The 17,546-nt window shown below is 38.1% G+C and carries 11 protein-coding genes; all 11 read right to left on the bottom strand.

Translation table 11 applies throughout. The features are described from left to right. Positions 1-35 precede the first annotated feature (35 nt). Positions 36-731 carry a FadR/GntR family transcriptional regulator gene (locus LZP85_RS03015; protein WP_119543310.1) on the bottom strand — a complete coding sequence of 232 codons (696 nt, stop codon included), beginning with the start codon at positions 729-731 and terminating at the stop codon, positions 36-38. A 180-nt stretch (positions 732-911) separates the two neighbouring features. Then, a complete protein-coding gene (locus tag LZP85_RS03010) occupies positions 912-2,012 on the bottom strand; it encodes a fibronectin type III domain-containing protein (RefSeq protein ID WP_326490225.1) in 1,101 nt (366 codons plus the stop codon). Between the two features lie 92 nt (positions 2,013-2,104). After that, a complete protein-coding gene (locus tag LZP85_RS03005; protein WP_025909665.1) occupies positions 2,105-2,809 on the bottom strand; it encodes a 4'-phosphopantetheinyl transferase family protein in 705 nt (234 codons plus the stop codon). Between the two features lie 69 nt (positions 2,810-2,878). After that, positions 2,879-4,321 (bottom strand): MDR family MFS transporter, encoded by a 1,443-nt coding sequence (locus LZP85_RS03000; protein WP_226639666.1) that lies wholly within the window; start codon positions 4,319-4,321, stop codon positions 2,879-2,881. Between the two features lies 1 nt (position 4,322). Then, a complete protein-coding gene (locus tag LZP85_RS02995) occupies positions 4,323-4,541 on the bottom strand; it encodes an MbtH family protein (RefSeq protein ID WP_025909663.1) in 219 nt (72 codons plus the stop codon). Between the two features lie 35 nt (positions 4,542-4,576). Continuing rightward, entirely contained in the window at positions 4,577-11,731 is a 7,155-nt protein-coding gene (locus LZP85_RS02990) for an amino acid adenylation domain-containing protein (protein WP_226639668.1), read from the bottom strand. Positions 11,732-11,750: 19 nt separating this feature from the next. After that, complete coding sequence (locus LZP85_RS02985) at positions 11,751-12,656, bottom strand: isochorismatase family protein (RefSeq protein ID WP_025909661.1); 906 nt, start codon at positions 12,654-12,656, stop codon at positions 11,751-11,753. Positions 12,657-12,690: 34 nt separating this feature from the next. Continuing rightward, a complete protein-coding gene (locus LZP85_RS02980; RefSeq protein WP_407681854.1) occupies positions 12,691-14,313 on the bottom strand; it encodes a (2,3-dihydroxybenzoyl)adenylate synthase in 1,623 nt (540 codons plus the stop codon). Positions 14,314-14,315: 2 nt separating this feature from the next. After that, a complete protein-coding gene (gene dhbC / locus LZP85_RS02975; RefSeq protein ID WP_234561968.1) occupies positions 14,316-15,551 on the bottom strand; it encodes an isochorismate synthase DhbC in 1,236 nt (411 codons plus the stop codon). A gap of 37 nt (positions 15,552-15,588) precedes the next feature. Next, complete coding sequence (locus LZP85_RS02970; RefSeq protein ID WP_206782290.1) at positions 15,589-16,374, bottom strand: 2,3-dihydro-2,3-dihydroxybenzoate dehydrogenase; 786 nt, start codon at positions 16,372-16,374, stop codon at positions 15,589-15,591. Positions 16,375-16,506: 132 nt separating this feature from the next. Further along, complete coding sequence (locus tag LZP85_RS02965) at positions 16,507-17,319, bottom strand: alpha/beta hydrolase (protein WP_206782291.1); 813 nt, start codon at positions 17,317-17,319, stop codon at positions 16,507-16,509. Positions 17,320-17,546: the final 227 nt, after the last annotated feature.

The following is a 17,546-nucleotide window of genomic DNA, read 5'->3' as shown; positions in this document are numbered from 1 at the left end:
AAACTCCCCCATCGAAATTCAATTTTTATGAAGCATTAGCGCTGGATGCGCGCTAAGCTTGTTTGTAGAATATTTTCAACAAGTTCTAAATGATTCAGCATGTGTATGTAGGCATCTTTTGAATTTGATTGTTTAATGGATTCATAGATGTGATAGTGGTGTGACGCAATTTCTTTTAAAAAGGCTTCGTGTGGTTGAATGTACTGATAAAAATCAATCATTGCTTTTTGCATCGTCGTGGAAATAAACTGGATGAATTGAGTTAGCATTTTATTGCCTGCTGCATGGACAATCACTTGATGGAAGTGGTAATCGGCTTCCCAGTCATTTTCAAATGTTTTGGAAAGCGCTAGTTTTAATTTCTTTAAATCTTCTGGAGAGCGATTCTTGGCAGCCATTTCAGCAATGCCCGGCTCCAGCATTTTTCGGACTTGAAATAGTTCTCGAACATCCTCTTCGCTCGGTAAAAGCATGGTATATTGAAACATTCTTGATGAATCAAACTGACAAATAAACGTGCCTTCTCCCTGCTTTACATCCACAATTCCTTTACCTTTGAGTGCGGTAATGGCATCGCGTACAGATGAACGCCCCACGCCAAATAACGTGCACAGCTCTCTGACTGAAGGAAGCTTCTCTCCAGGCTTAAACTGACCCGAGGCAATCATGCCTTCAATTTGCTCTTCAATTGATTCTGAGATTTTCTTTCGAGCGATTCGTTCTACGTTCACAATAACACCACCTTTCAGTTATCACATATGTGATATGTTATCGCTTACATTTATTAAAGCACCTTCAGTTTTTGATTTCAATCTTTTTTTAAAAAAATTTACAAAAAATAAAATTAGCATATCGATTTGCAACATCAAAAAAGGACACTCATCGAAACGAATGTCCTCTTTGGTACAATCTTATTCTACTACTTTCCATACGACGGACGTACCTGGCGTATCACCAAGCGTCCACCACCGTGCTTCGTATGTGCGGTTTCCATAGTTTACTTTTGAACCACTTGGATAGGCTTTTTGTGCATTCCACTCCACTACGGTATCACTTACTAATTCCCACGCATCTGATGAATCAGGCTGATTGCCTTTGGTCCAGTATTTCGCTTTATATTCAAGCCCTTTAAACTGAACAATCATGCCAGCAGTATAGACTTTCTCTTCGCTCCATTCTTCAACGGAAGAATCACTTTTTAATGTCGATACCTCTAGCGGTGAGCTTGAATCCGAAACGTTCCCTGCTCCATCAATAGCAAAGACTGTATACGTATAGCTCGTATCTGGCTTAAGATTTTTATCAATATAGTACGTAGTAGCCGTCGTTGCAACTAGCTGTCCATCACGGTAGACTGCATATTCTTTAACGCCTACTTGATCTTCTGATGGCGACCACATTAATTCAATAGAACTCTCTGATTCTTTCATACTATGAAGACCGCTTGGGGGTGTTGGGGCTTCCATGTCTTCAACTGGCTTTAGTGTTTTCACAGCTACAGCCTTACTAGCAGAACTAGTATTACCAGATAAGTCAATGGCTTTTACATAGTATTCGTAGCTTGTGTCTGGCTTAACGCCAGCATCTTTATAGACGGTATTCATCGTAGTAGCAACCTTTTCTCCGTTGCGATAAATTTCATATTCTTTAATTCCTTGATTGTCCATTGATTTATTCCAGCTTAGCTCAACCATTCGATCTGTAACGTTTAACGCTTCAACGCTCGCGGGTGCTGTCGGTGGCTCTTTGTCGACTTCTTCACCGTTAATTAAATTCACATCAATGACGTTATAAAACGCATTCGGTGTATCCGCTACGTCCCATACGCCTAAAATAACGTGATAGCCACTACGATCTATAGGCACGTTAATTTCATGGGTTAAATTTGTATTTGCTGCTGTTCCATTGTGATTCACTGTACTAATTAACTCAAAATCCGATCGTTTCAAAGGTTCATTTGGATTCAATAGGTTTAGAAAAACGTAGAATAACCTTGTCTCATTTCCAGTTATATACTCATAAAGAACTAAACTTTATATTTTCGCATTCATTTTTTAAACAGTGCTCTAATCTAACGTTCAATATACAAACCCAAGAAGTAGATTTAACAAAGAATTTTCAATTTATGACATAAATCTGAAAGAGAAAGGTGAATAAGTTGGCTAACATTACAAGGCTCATACGCGCATACTGAAAGCTGATAAGAATCTCCTATGTTCTGTTGTTTAAAACAAATATTCTTAATTGGTTTATTCTTCACCGTATCTATAGCAGTTATAGGTTCTTCATCTTTTCCTTGAATCTGAAAAGAAGTAAGAGGTCTACTCATTCCTTCCCCCGTTGCTTTAATATAACTTTCCTTTAAAGTCCAAACACGATAGAAAGCTGTGATTTTATTCTCTGATTCTTTAATAACCTCTTTGTATTCTTCTTCAGTAAAGAATCCTTTTGCTATGTTCATATCAATGGATTGTACCTTCTCAATATCAACTCCTACACTTTTGTCATGCACAGCGCAAACAACAAATTCACCAGAATGAGAAATATTATATTGAAAATCTGGATATTCAGGGACAAAAGGCTTCCCGTATTTATTTTTATGAAACGTTAGCTCCTTTGGTATCACGTTGTATTTCCTATAAAGTCCATAACGTACTAATAGTTCACCAATTGCAGTGCGGTAAGAATCTTCAAGGTGAAAAAAACGCTTAATTTGTTTTTGTTTGGCCAACGAAAGCTGTGATGCAATTTTATTTAACGCGTCATCATCTATTGTTTTAGGAAGCTGACATATGTATATATGAACCAATTTTTTCTTCCTTTCTATTTTTAATAAATGAGAGTACTACTTATAAGCAGTACTCTCATTTATTACACTTTATTTACTAACTTTTACATCTTCGTTCATTGAACTATCGGAACGTGTGAAACGTTTTGTTTTTGGCATTTCAAAATTAGCTGTATGGATACGAAACGTTAAAATTAACGCAAGTAATAGAAATAAGCTGGCTACTAATAATGCAATTTGATAAGGAATTACGCTTGAATAATCTCCATCAAAAGCCGTTTGTTTCATTCCAATAATACTTGATAAGATAGCTATACCAACAGCTGATCCTAATCGATTTTGAACATTAAACAAGGTAGTTGCTCTCCCCATTAAGCTAGGGGAAATATTATTAAAGCTGATTGCTTGTACAGATACGACCGTATGTCCTAAAAACAATCCAACGCTAAACAAAATCATGCGAAAAATCCATGGACTTGCTTCTGTACTAATCAAGCTTAAACATATAAGCATAAGCGCCGATCCTACTAAACCCATTCTAATTACCCCGTGAACCCCTATCTTTTTGGTTGACCACGGCATAATGCGAGAAGCAATAATTAAGCCTATTGCTTCTGGAAATGTTGTTAATCCACTTTCCAGCGCTGAAGCACCAAAAGCATTTTGATACATTAAAGGAAACACATAAAGAATGCCTAGTAATCCAGCAACGCAAAGCGCTGAAATTATGCTCATTGTTTGAAACAAGCGATCTGATAGCAAGTGAAAATTCAGCATCGGATTTTTGGTACGCAATTGAACTCCAATAAAGATTGAAACGAATAGAAGGCCCAATCCACCTATCGATAAGATTAGAGGTGATAACCAACCTACTGATGGCCCATGGTTTAAAGCATACATCAAACTAGCTAAACCTACAGCAGACAGCATAAACCCTCTAAAGTCAAAGCTACCAGCTTCATTTTCCTTATGTTCATTTAAAAACTTAAGTCCAAAGAAAAATGCGAAAAATCCAAATGGAATGTTAATATAAAATACCCATGGCCATGACATAGCTTCAACTAAAAGACCACCGATAACAGGTCCAATTGCAGGTGCAACTGCAATTGGAAGTACTAGCGTACGCGCGACCTTCGAGCGCTCTTCTGGTAAAAACGTTCGATAAAGCATAGCCATTCCTACAGGTGTTAGTAACCCTCCAGCCGCTCCTTGACAAATACGGAATAGATTTAGTGAAAAGAGATGGGTTGCTAATCCACATAAAGCAGAAGAGACTGTAAAAATAGCTAAAGCAACTAAAAAGACTTTCTTTGTGCCAAATCGATCTCCAAGCCAACCCGATATTGGCAAAAATACGGCTAGACTAACAAGGTACCCTACATTAATACTACCGGTAGCCGCCGGAGAAATTTGAAACTCTTGGCTAATAGTTGGTAAAGCAACATTTACAATCGTACCATCCATCGCAGCCATAAACATTGCCATTACATACACAATCATAACAACTAGCTTTTGATTAGAATAAAGCTTCACTTCAATTACCTTTTAAGCTGCTTGCAACAAGCTTTAAACTATTCGGCTTGATATCAATCCAATGAGAATTTATATATTTTAAGCAGCTTTCACGATTTGATTCTCCATATACAACTTTCCACCCTAAAGGTACCTCAACAAAAGTTGGCCATAATGAATGTTGGCCTTCTTCATTAATCAATACTAAATAAGAACCAGATTGATTTTCAAAAGGATTCATTTTTTACTTCCTCTCTTTCATTTTTAATAGCATATCTATTCTTTCAATGAGAGTAACTTACGTGCTACTATTTCTCCAATTTCAGCAAGTGGCTCAGGCTGACACATATCTTTATGACGGCAGTTGATATCATACTGTTCAATTTCACCATGAATAAAAGATTTCCATGATTCTGGCTCAATCGGATCAAACCACTCTGGAATAATTGTAGATCTAAAAAATAAAAGATTGCCTGTAAATATTTTCGGATTATATTCCCCTAAAATTTGCACTGAGTTCACATAGGTATCTTTTAAGTTTAATATAGTTGATTTTTTTAAGCTCGCCAGCGCACTTCCATCTTTGCGGAGAAATTCAATTGCACTAGCAATATCCAACTTGTCCGCGCCTACGCTTTCTGGGTCATATCCACCTAAAGCAAGTAGTGCAACTAATGCTTCCTCTTCATTAGGCGCTTCATTTATTGGTAAGAAGTGGCTCGGATATGCATCTAGCATAGCAACAAGCCTGACTTCTTCACCTTGATTTTGAAGTTGAGTTGCCATTGCATGAACAACGTTTCCTCCAAGAGACCAACCTAAAAGATGGTATGGTCCTTCAGGCTGAACGGTACGAATCTTCTCAATATACCTTATGGCCATTTCATCTAATGATTTAGGATGTTGTCCTTTCTTAGCAATTCCTTCAGCTTGCAATCCATAAATTGGGTAATCCACACCCAAAGATTTCATTAAACCGGCATAGCACCAACTTAATCCTCCTGCTGGGTGTACACAAAATACAGGCAGCTCTTTTCCAGTTATTCTCAGTGGCAGTAAACTATCCAATGCACTGCCTTCACTACCTTTTTCTAAATATTCAGCTAATCCAGCGACTGTTGGAGCTTCAAAGAGACTACCGATTCCAAGCTCTATACCAAAGGCATCGCGAATTTTACTCATTAGCTGTACCGCAAGTAAAGAGTGCCCACCTAAGTCAAAGAAACCATCGTCAATTCCTACTTTTGTTAAACCTAATACTTCCATAAACAGCTGACAAAGTATTTCTTCTTTTGGATTACGAGGTACACGTTCTGTCACAAGCAAACCAAAATCTGGATTAGGCAAAGCTTTACGATCCAGTTTTCCATTTGGCGTAAGCGGAATACTTTCAATCTTCACGAAAGCTGCTGGTACCATATAGTTTGGAAGTTGATTAGACACGTACTGACGAATTGAATTTACATCGATAGATTCAGATTTATGATTTGGTGCTACGATGTACGCAATTAAGCGTTTGTCTCCAGGGTCACCCTCATGTACAACAACCACTGCATGTTTCACAGCAGGATGCTGAGCTAGAACCGCTTCAATTTCCCCTAACTCAATTCGAAAACCGCGAATTTTAATTTGATGATCCGCACGGCCCATATAATCTAGAGAACCGTCTTGACAAAAACGCGCTAAGTCACCCGTTCGATACATTCTCTTACCTGAAGTGCTAAAAGGATTAGCTACAAAGCGTTCCGCAGTTAAGTCTGGTCGACCTAGGTAGCCGCGAGCAAGACCTTCGCCAGCTACATACATTTCTCCAACAACGCCCGGTGGTACTGGTTGCAAATATGAATCCAACACATACACATCAAGATCCGAGATGCCTTTACCAATCAAACTGTTAGCCTTTGAAACAGCGATTTCTTTCGTAACCTTTAAATAACTAACGTGTACTGTTGTTTCGGTAATGCCATACATATTAATGAGAGAAGGAGAACCTTCTGGGTGGCGCACGTACCACTCATTTAAACGGCTAAGCTCTAGAGCTTCCCCACCAAACACGATATATCTTAAGCTTAATCTCTGGTCAATGGGAGATGCTTTATCTGCTTCAATAAGCTGATAAAAAGCCGATGGCGTTTGGTTCAAAATCGTAACATTTTCATCAACAAGCAGCTGTAAAAAATCTTTGGGTGATCTCGTAACATCATGAGATACAATAACAAGGCGTCCACCATATAGTAATGGTCCCCAAATTTCCCATACAGAAAAATCAAATGCATAAGAATGGAACATTGTCCACGTATCATCAGAACTAAAGTTAAACCACTGCTTTGTTGTATTAAAAAGACGAACAACATTTTGGTGAGGAATAACCACACCTTTTGGTAGGCCAGTAGAGCCTGAAGTATAAATAATATAAGCAGGATGATCAGGTGACAGTGGCTGTGAGCGCTCATTGTCACTTGGATTAATGCTAGAACAACCCTTTAACTCTTCAACGATGTCCCAATTATCTAACAATACTAAAGATGCATCCTTCATATCAGGGAGCTTTTGATATACAGAACCGTTGGTTACTACGTACCTAGGCTTTGTATCTTGTAGCATAAAGGCAATTCGCTCGTTTGGATATTCTGGATCTAAAGGTAAATAGGCGGCTCCTGCTTTAAGAATCGCAAGTAAGCCAATAACCATATCAATCGACCTCGGCAGGGATAAAGCGACAAATTCCTCAGGTCCAATTCCTTTAGAAATAAGCCAATGCGCAAGCTGATTCGATTTTTCATTTAACTCTTGGTATGTTAATACTTCTTTCTTAAAAGTAACTGCTATACGATGAGGGTGTAACACAACTTGCTTTTCGAATAATTCTGTCAATGAATGTTTTGATGTTTTCGTTGTAGGTTCATTCCAGTCTACAAGAATTTTGTGACGTTCCTTGTCAGTCATAATGTCCAAACGCTCAATTGGCTGTTCTGGATGCGAAACTGCCGATTCTAATACTGTTAAAAAACGTTTAATAAACGTTTTGATTGTCTCTTTTTTAAATAAATCTGTGCTATATTCCAAAAACCCTTCTAAACCACTAGCTTGTCCTTTATTATGAGTCTCTTTAAACTCTAATGTCATATCAAATTTAGCTGCACCAACGCTACGGACTTCCACAGTTGAATTAACCTTAGGTAAATCTACTTTTGGATCTGGTGTGTTTTGTAAAGCTAACATTATTTGAAATAAAGGATGTCTAGAACGCGATCTTACAGGATTTATAATTTCTACTAAGCGCTCAAAAGGTAAATCTTGATGGTCATAGGCTCTTAAGTTTACCTGCTTAACGCGTGCTAATAATTCTAGAAAGCTTGGGTTTCCAGAGGTGTTGGTTCTTAATACTAACGTATTGACGAAAAACCCAATTAAATCGTCAAGGACATCGTCATTTCTTCCTGCTATTGGACTACCAATAGGAATATCATTCCCTGCTCCAAGCCTTGTTAATAAAGTTGTTAACCCTGCCTGTAAAACCATGAATAAGCTGACACCTGCTTTTCTTGATAGCTCCAACAGCCTCTGATGTAAGTGAGCATTAATGTTAATTGCTATGGTTTCACCAAGATAACTGGATTCTAAAGGTCGAGAGTAATCACGTGGAATATCAATTTCACCTGGAAGATCCTTTAACTCTTTTTTCCAAAATTCAATTTGCTCGTTGACTAAGCTATTTGCTTCTTCATTATTTAATAACTTCTTTTGCCACATTGTATAATCGGCATATTGGACGGATAGAGGCGCCCATTCTACTTTTGAGCTTTGATAACGTGCTTTATACGCTTTAGATAAATCACGTGTAAGAGGTGTTAACGACCATCCATCTCCTATAATATGATGAACAACCAATACAAGCACGTATTCTTGAGAGTCAAGGGCAAAAAGCTGTGCACGAACGGCTGGTTCACTCTCAAGATTAAAACTATACCTCACTGCTTCATTTATTTTCTCTTCAACTTCTCTCTTGTTAATATGAGAAACCTTAAGCTCAACATGCATTTCATTTGGTTGTAAGATATGCTGATAGGATTCCCCATTTACTTTCGGAAATATTGTACGAAGTGGCTCATGACGATTCACTACGTCGTTTAGAGCTTCTTGGAGCGCTTTTATATTCAGCTCACCCATCAACCTTACAACTATAGGAATATTATAGGTAGGGCTTGCTCCTTCTAAATGGTTTAAAAACCATAATCGACGCTGTGCAAATGACAGTGGGATTCGCTCAGGTCTGCTTATCTTTTCAATAGGCGGTCGTTTTGACTGCCCTTTATCTAACTGACTGGCTAATCCAGCAATTGTAGGGGTCTCAAAAATTTGAGAAATTCCTAATTCTATCCCAAAAGAATCACGAATACGCATCATTAGCTTTGAAGCTAATAGAGAATGTCCACCTAATTCAAAAAAGCTGTCGTCAATGCCAATATTAGAAACACCCAGAACCTCACTAAATAAATCGCTTATTATTTCCTCTTGAGGTGTACGAGGTCCGCGGTTCGTCACCATCGCTTCAATATTAGGAGCTGGCAGATTTCTTCGATTCAATTTGCCATTAGACGTCAGCGGAAGTTCGTCCATTACTACAAATGCAGATGGAATCATATAGTCTGGTAATCGCTTATTTATATAGTTTCGTAGGCTCTTAAGGTCAAGCTTAGAAGTAGTTGGAACAAGATAAGCAACTAGACGCTTATCTTCTTTTATATCTTCTCTTACAATTACTGCAGCTTGAGCAACTTCAGAGTGACTCGTTAGCGCAGTCTCTATCTCTCCTACCTCAATTCGAAATCCGCGAATTTTAACCTGGTAGTCTGATCGACTAATATATTCTAAAGAACCATCTTTATGCCAACGAACAAGATCACCCGTGCGATACATCCTACTTCCTTTTTCTCCGTAAGGATTTGCAACAAAACGTTCAGCTGTTAAATCCATACGTCCTAAGTAGCCGTGTGCTAACCCTTTACCACCTATATATAAATCGCCAATAACCCCTTCTGGAACAGGCTGTAAACTGTTATCTAGCACATACATCTCAGTATTCCAAATTGGAAAACCAATTCTTGGCACACCTTTCTCTTCTGGATTCAATTTCAATGAAGAAGACCAGATTGTTGTTTCAGTAGGTCCATACAAATTAGTTACTTCACACTCTAAATCCTGTAGCTTGTCTTTAAGCTCACGAGAAAGAGCTTCTCCTCCTACCAAGACGCGGAGACCTCTTAGTTTTTCTGGATAACTTGAGGACAACGCCTGCCAAAGTGTAGGGGTTGCTTGCATGATTGTAATGTTGTGTTCATGCATCATATTCGTTAGAGTTTTTGGATCTTTAATATCTTCCTTCCTGGAAATTACGCAGCTAGCTCCACTAATTAGAGGTAAAAAAATTTCTAAAACTGAAATATCAAATGCAATTGTTGTTACAGCTAGTAAACAATCATCTGTACTTAAAGAGAACTGTTGTTTCATAGATAATAAAAAGTTAATTAATCCTTCAGAGGAAATGACAACTCCTTTTGGCTTACCAGTTGAACCCGATGTATAAATCATATAAACCGGGTTTAATACATGCCTTGGACCGTAAATGGTAGTCAGGTCAACGTTTTCATCTGAATAAATTTTCAGTGTTTTTGTTGTTTGCTCATCGTCTAGAATAAGTAGATTAATGTTCGAATAATCTAGCTGCTTACTAGTTACTTTATCCGTTACTATGTAAGTAGGTTGAGCATTACTTAGCATAAATTCAACTCTGTCGGCTGGATAATCAGGATCAATTGGTAAATAGGCTGCTCCAGCTTTAAGAACAGCTAACATCGCAATTACCATATCTGCAGAGCGTGGCAATACTAAAGCCACAAACTGCTCAGGTCCAATGCCTTTTTCGATTAATAAATTAGTAAAGCGATTTACTTGTTGATTTAATTGACGATAACTCAGAGTTTTACCTTGATAAAGTAAAGCTGTAGCTTCAGGATTTTCTGCTACTTGTTTTTCAAATAATGTAGGCAAGCTCACTGCAGGAAGTGGCTGAACTGTTTCATTAACTTCATGCACTAACTGCTTTCGTTCCCGCGATAATAATAGATTGATATTTCCAATGAATACATCTTTCTCTGCTTTGGAAATAGTTTCAAGTAGATGTAAAAAGCGACGATGATGCATATTTAACTCTTCATGGCTATAAACGGTAGGATTTGCATCTATGTCAACTCTTAACCCGCTTTCATGAGCTTGACTATAAACATTAATAGATAAGTCATCAACTGGACCCGTTGCTAACTTATGTGTAACCCCCTGACTTCCAGCAAAATTCAAACTATATTCAAACGGCATAACATTTACTTGCGGCCCAAATAAGCGATGGTTGTCTCCCACTAGCTTCAAATTTCTACGAAGCTCTTCATGGCGATACTTTTGGTGCTTTCGTATAGCATTAATTTCAGTGGAAATTTGCATCACCAAGTCTGACAAGCACATATCAGGACGTACTTGTAACCGTAGTGGCAATAAGTTCATAACCATAGCAGGTGTTTTAATCGCTTTGGAACCTAACCTTCCCATCATTGGTAAACTAAGCACAACATCGTTTGTACCAGTCAAACGACTTACGTACAAAGCAGTAGCTGCAATAATTAACTCGTGCCACTTTCCATTAAACAATTCTGATGCTTTATGTAACTCTTTCGTTACAGTAGGTGATAAATTCCCTGTCGCTTGAAGGTAACTAGTAGAACGCTTGGGTACCTGATTGGATAAGCTTGCAACTTCTAGATTTTCCTCGAAACGATTAACCCAAAATTCTTGATCGTTTATAAAACTTTCTGAATGACGATAAGCCTCATCTTCTTCTAACACAGATTGAAATGAATTGAAGAACCTTTCTTCATAATTGTTGTCATTCATTAATGCCGTATAAAGTGTCGCCACGCGCTGCGAAATAAGTGAAAAGCCAAACGCATCCATGACAATATGATGGATTCGCTGATACCATAAAAAGCGATGATTATTAACTTTAAATAAAGCTTGATTAAAAAGCGGATCTTTTTCAAGATCAATTGGCATTTTCAAATCGTTAAGCATTTCTTCTTTTGCTAACTCTTCGGCATTTGGCTGATCACTCAAATCAGAAAACTGCAGTTTAAATACGTCTGGTTTTTCAATTCTTTGCTGAGGTCCTTGTTCACCGTTCTCGAAGCGAATATGGAGAGCATCAGCTTCGAGAATTGTATATTGAACCGCTTTTTGAAATGTTTCAATGTCAACGGGTCCATTTATTTCAATATATTCACCTGTATTGTAAATTGGGTTATTTGGTTCTAACTGTTGAGCAAACCAAATCCCAGATTGTGCGCCGGACAAAGTCCAGCGCTCCTGTTGATTGCTTACCATCTTCTCTCTCCTTTCTACCTTATTCTGCATTTACTACTTCTGTTAATTGTTTATCTAAAACTAACTCCCACCATTTTAAAATCGTTGGTTCTTCTGCTAGTGTCATAAAGTTAACATCAACCCCTTTACCTCGAAGAGTTTCTACTAGACTCATCATTCGAATAGAATCTAAGCCTCTGTCAATGAGGTTTTCATCTTCTTTAATTTCTGAAGTAGATTCTTCTAATAACTTAGCGACCTCTTCCTTTAGTTCATCTAATGTAAAACCTTTAGCAACTAAGCTTGTATTAGCTTGTAGCTGATCTAGTACTTGAGCCGTAGAAGCGGTAACTGCGCAGCGTTCAGCTGCATATTGTATGGCCATTTTGTGATGCTCTAATGAAAAGTCAGCTATAGCATCTGCTACCAAGAAGGATTGAATATCTTCCATAAATGCTTCATTTGCTGTTGTTAAGCAACCGATATGCGCGTAAACCCCTGTAATAATTAATTGATTTCTATCTTGTTGCTTCATGATTTCTTTTAATTTTGTGCGCTTAAAGGCACTGTATCTCCATTTTGTTAATACCGTATCATTTTCATTTGGGGCTAATTCATCAATAACTTTTGTTTGCGTAGGATCATCTTCAAGTCCAGGCCCCCAGAAATCTGTTAATAACGCTCGGTCTTCTAACTTTTGATTTCCTGGTTGTGCCGTATATACAACTGGAATTCCTAGCTCAATGCACTTTTCCTTTAAAGCTTTAACATGTTCAATCAGTTCAGGAATAGGTGATTCAGAAAGCGTGTAATTATTAAGAAAATATTGTTGCATATCGTGAATTAATAACACGGCTTGGTTTGGATTTACGCTCCAAGAAACTTTATTTTTAGGTAAATTAGATTGTTCAGGCATTACATATGGTGTGATAGCTGGAATTGCCATCAAATCACTCCTTCATTTTTAATTTGGTTTTTGATTAGTTAACTGTCTTCATTAATTGGTCTGCAATCTGTTGGCGCAGTTTATTTTTGCTGACTTTGCCTAATGGTGTGTATGGAAATTCTTCAACAAATTCAATTCGATCGGGAATTTTAAAAGTTGCTAAGCCACGCTTCTTTAAAAAACTTTTCAGCTCATTGCTTGCGATTGTGGAATGCGGGCGACGAATCACAAACGCGCAAGATCGCTCTCCTAAATATTGATCCGGCATGGCTACAATTGCGACATCGTGTATATCTGCATGAGCTAGAAGGTGGTTTTCAACCTCTTCAGCAGCTACCTTTTCACCTCCTCGATTAATTTGATCTTTGTCACGCCCTTCTACCGTTAGATAGCCTTTTGAATCAACGCTTACTAAATCACCTGTACGATAAAAACCATCCGTCGTAAACGCTTTTGCGTTATGTTCTTCAGCTTTATAATATCCACGAATTGTATAAGGTCCTCTTGTTAAAAGATGTCCTACTTTCCCAATCCCTATGTCCTCGTCATTATCATCAACGACACGTATTTCATCATAAGGAGACATAGGCTTTCCTTGAGTGAAAATAATTGTTTCCTCGTCATCATCTAAGCGCGTATAGTTTACTAAGCCTTCTGCCATTCCAAATACTTGTTGTAACAAGCAATCGAACGTAGGCTTTATTCGCCTTGCCACTTCAGCGCTTAGCTTGGCACCTCCTACCTGCATAACTCGTAAACTAGAAAAATCATAATGGCGCGAACTTTTTGCTTCTAACCATACTAAAGCAAGCGGAGGCACCAGTGCCGTAATGGTCACACGTTCTTTTTCAATAAGAGGAAAGGCTTGATCTGGACTCGGTCCTGGTGACAGAACCACTCTTCCTCCTGCATATAGTGTTCCCAGTACCCCTGGCGAACTCAAAGGAAAATTATGAGCAACAGGAAGAGCACATAAATATACGCTTTTCTCATTCATTCCACATACTTCGTTACTAGTTCTTAAACTATAAATATAATCATCATGCGTTCTAGGTATTAGTTTAGATAGTCCTGTACTTCCACCTGATAGCTGTAAGAATGCTATATCACTCGGTGAAACCTCTAGCTTTTTTTGAATTGGTTTACGATATAGTGTAGATAAATTCACAAATTCTTGAGAGTCGCCAACTACAATGACATGCTTTAAACTAGGAGCGCTTTGCTTAGCTTGACGAGCTAATGATCTATAGTCGAATCCAGCATGCTTATCTGCAATGACATATGCAGTGGCCTCAGCAAACTGACAAAAATAATTAATTTCACTACTGCGATGAGTTGGAAGTGCAAATACAGGCAGTGTACCAATTTTAAACAGGGCAAAACATACTTCAAAGAATTCAATGATGTTTGGAAGTTGAATCACAACCCGATCATTCTTTTTCAGGCCTATTGCTAGGAACCCTGACACCAGCTCATTAACTCGTTTATCTAGCTCTGCATAACTTACGTTCCTTGCACCGCATGTGAGCGCAACGCAATCACCATAAGAGTTTGCACGCTTCTCTAGCATTTCCCCAAACGTTTCTCCCCTCCAGCACCCTTCTTTTCTGTAAAGCTCTTGAAACTCTTTAGGCCACAGTGGGCAATCCTTTAACATCATCATTCCTCCACATTCGATATAAACCGTTCTTCTTCAATTCCCATAGCCTTTAGAACGGTACGAAACTTAGCAGATGTTTCAGCTAGTTCTTCTTCTGGCTTAGATGCCCCAACCACTCCTGCACCGGCAAACAATTTAATTGAGCAGTCTTCAATCTCAGCACAACGAATTGTGACAATCCACTCTCCATCACCATTTTCATCGCACCACCCGACCATACCTGTGAAAAAAGCTCGGTCAAATGGCTCAATTTCATAGATTGATTCTCTAGCTGCTTCTGTTGGCGTACCACAAACAGCTGGAGTTGGATGAAGAGCACTTGCTAATTGGAAAGAAGATGTTGAAGAATTTACTATTTCACCGCGAATTTCTGTAGACAAGTGCCACATCGTTTCCGTATGCATAATGGATGGTTGGCTCGGTACTTCTAGCGTTTTACAATATGGCTTAAGAGCTTCTGCTACTGCCTGTACAACCACTGCGTGCTCATGCAAATCTTTTTCCGATGCTAAAAGCTCTGCTGCCCTTCTTTCATCTTCAACAGGATCTGCACTGCGAGGTCTAGATCCTGCAAGTGGATTAGCCACTATTTTTGGGCCTGCCTTAGAAACTAATAATTCAGGGCTAGCACCAATTAATGTGCGTTCAGGGGAATGATGACTGTCCTGATGACCTTCGTCTTTCAAATTAACAGCGAACGTATAACCTTGATGATTATGCTGTGCTAAACTACTTAACAATGCAGGCACATTCACTTGCTGCGAAGCCGTAAGATGCAGTGAACGAGATAATACAATCTTTTGAAGATTTCCGTCTTTTATCTGTGCAATACCTTTCGCTACCCCTTGCTTGTATTGTTCAAGGGAAGGTACAGATTTAATACGGTATGAAACCTCTGCAGCAGATGGTGCTTCATTCTCTACTGGAATATTTTCTGATTCAGATATCTCTACATGCTTAGGTATAATTAACTGAGCGCTGTTTTGATAATCGAATGGTACAGCTCCAACAACAATTGGTTTTGAATGCCCAGCCAATTTTGCATTTATCAATGTATCTGAAATACGATTTGCTAAGCCTTTTAGCTGGTTATCATTGGTATGATCGCGAGGAACTTGCGCAAAAACACCTTTTCCTAAAACAGTATTGCTTGGAGAAGCTAGAAAAAAATCTCCTGGTTGATAATCAGCCAACAGGTGTTTTTCTAAGAGAATCGTTTGATTAGTATTGTTCATAATGTCTATACCTCCATTTGACAGATGACGTTGAATGTTATGCTCCTAAAGTAGCTCCTCCATCTACGCACATGTCGTTCATCGTAATATGACTAGCCTGACTAGAAATTAAAAACAGAACTGCATTCGCAATATCAGAAGGCTTTGCAATTTTTTTCAAAGGGATTCCTACCTTAAAGTTTTCAGGTGTTCCTTGAATGACGGTCTCAGCACCTTTATCGCTATCCCATAAAGACCACTGCATCTCCGTATCTGTAGAGCCTGGTGAAACTAAATTACAACGGATGTTATGCTTGGCTAATTCCAGCCCTAAGCACTTTGTAAACATTGTCGCTGCCGCTTTTGATGCAGCATAAGCAGCCATCGATACTCGAGGTACATGAGCTGCATTTGAACCGATAGTGACGATATTTCCACCTTGCCGCAAAATCATTTTTTTACTTACAGCTTGCGAGACATTAAATACCCCTGTTGAATTCACAGAGAATATATCATTCCAATCCTTTTCTCTAATAGATTCGATTGTATCCATTTTCAATATGCCAGCAACGTTAATAAGAATTTCAATTGGCCCTATCTGTTCTTCAACTAAATCAACTTTTTTATTAACTTCTTTATAATTACTTACGTCGATTTCATATACCGTTACGTCCAAACCTTTAGACTGTAACTTTTCTTTTAGCATTTGTAGTTTTTCTATATTTTTATCTGTTGCAACAACTCTCGCACCAAACTTAGCTAATTTTCGTACAATTTCTTTTCCAATCCCTTGAGCACTGCCTGTTACAAGTGCTACCTTTCCTTTCAATTCCTCAGCTTCCATTTAGGTACTCCCCTGCCTTCCATTACTATAGTTTACTTTGATTTCAATTAATTGATAAAGATTATCGTTATCACTTAAAAAGAGGTAGACTGCTGCCTTTTCATCATTTCTTAAAGCGTAAGAAATGCCTTATTAAACAACGGATGAAAACCTTATTGCTTTGTTAACTAGCGGAAGCAGTACGGAAAGGTGACCTTCATCTTCAAACTCCTTAAATTCAACGTGTAGTCCATACTTCTTGAATCGATTGGAACATTGAAACGCATTATCGTTCATACCGCTTTTATGGTGTTTTTCTAATTCTCCTACGCTAATTAAAACATTAACATTAATTTTTTCTTTTCTTGCTTTTTCTTGAAACTGCTCTTCCAGCTGCGAAAATAACCGTTTATTCCAATGAATCGATGGACTTCCAGCTATATAGGTTTGAAATGTATGAGGCTTTACTAACAATGTGCTAAGAACAAAAAGCCCTCCTAGGGAATGACCAAAAATTGTTTGTTTATTTTGATCTACATGAAAATCTCGATGCATAATAGGTTTTAAGTCTTCCTCAATAAAACGCAAAAAGTTTTCAGCCCCCCCGTGTTTAGGCCACGCCCTTCCAGATGGTGAAAGCGGTAACTCTTCATTTGTAGATGGGAATGTAAAGTCATAATATCGCTCTACAGAAAACGGCGTATCAACCGGATAACCGATTCCAACAATAATTGCCGGAACTACGCCCGTTTTTTCTGACCTACCACTTTGCAAACGCATCGCTTCAACAACAGTACCAAAGATGGAGTTTGCATCTAATACATAGATAATTGGATAACCATTCTCGGGCGGTTCACTTGAAGGTTTTGAAACAAAGATTTGATACTCTTTGGCTTCAAACCTTGATTTAACTTGCTTTTGCTCTGCTCCAACAATTACTACTTCTTTTCGTTCAGTTGTGTTCACATAAGCCCTCCTTTTATTTTTTGTTTAAAACTACCAAAAACCATTGAGAAGTGTTATCATTTAAACAAGTCAAATGATAAACATTCTCAATAGTTATGTCAACCATATTTTCTTTTTTTTATAAAATATGGTCTTATTACCCATTTTTATTTAATTAGAAAATTTTTAATAAATAAAGATAAATTCTTCTTGAAATGATCTTTACATAGTTATATACTTGTCAATGC

Source organism: Priestia flexa (assembly GCF_021441905.1).
GTDB lineage: Bacteria > Bacillota > Bacilli > Bacillales > Bacillaceae_H > Priestia > Priestia flexa.
This window is presented reverse-complemented; position numbering and strand designations above follow the sequence as displayed.

Bases quoted from the DNA above. Each gene is read 5' to 3' on its own strand.
- LZP85_RS02995 (WP_025909663.1), bottom strand. From the start codon at position 4,541: ATGAATCCTTTTGAAAATCAATCTGGTTCTTATTTAGTATTGATTAAT.
- dhbC (WP_234561968.1), bottom strand. From the start codon at position 15,551: ATGAACAATACTAATCAAACGATTCTCTTAGAAAAACACCTGTTGGCT.
- LZP85_RS02985 (WP_025909661.1), bottom strand. From the start codon at position 12,656: ATGGCAATTCCAGCTATCACACCATATGTAATGCCTGAACAATCTAAT.
- LZP85_RS02970 (WP_206782290.1), bottom strand. From the start codon at position 16,374: ATGGAAGCTGAGGAATTGAAAGGAAAGGTAGCACTTGTAACAGGCAGT.
- LZP85_RS02990 (WP_226639668.1), bottom strand. From the start codon at position 11,731: ATGGTAAGCAATCAACAGGAGCGCTGGACTTTGTCCGGCGCACAATCT.
- LZP85_RS02980 (WP_407681854.1), bottom strand. From the start codon at position 14,313: ATGTTAAAGGATTGCCCACTGTGGCCTAAAGAGTTTCAAGAGCTTTAC.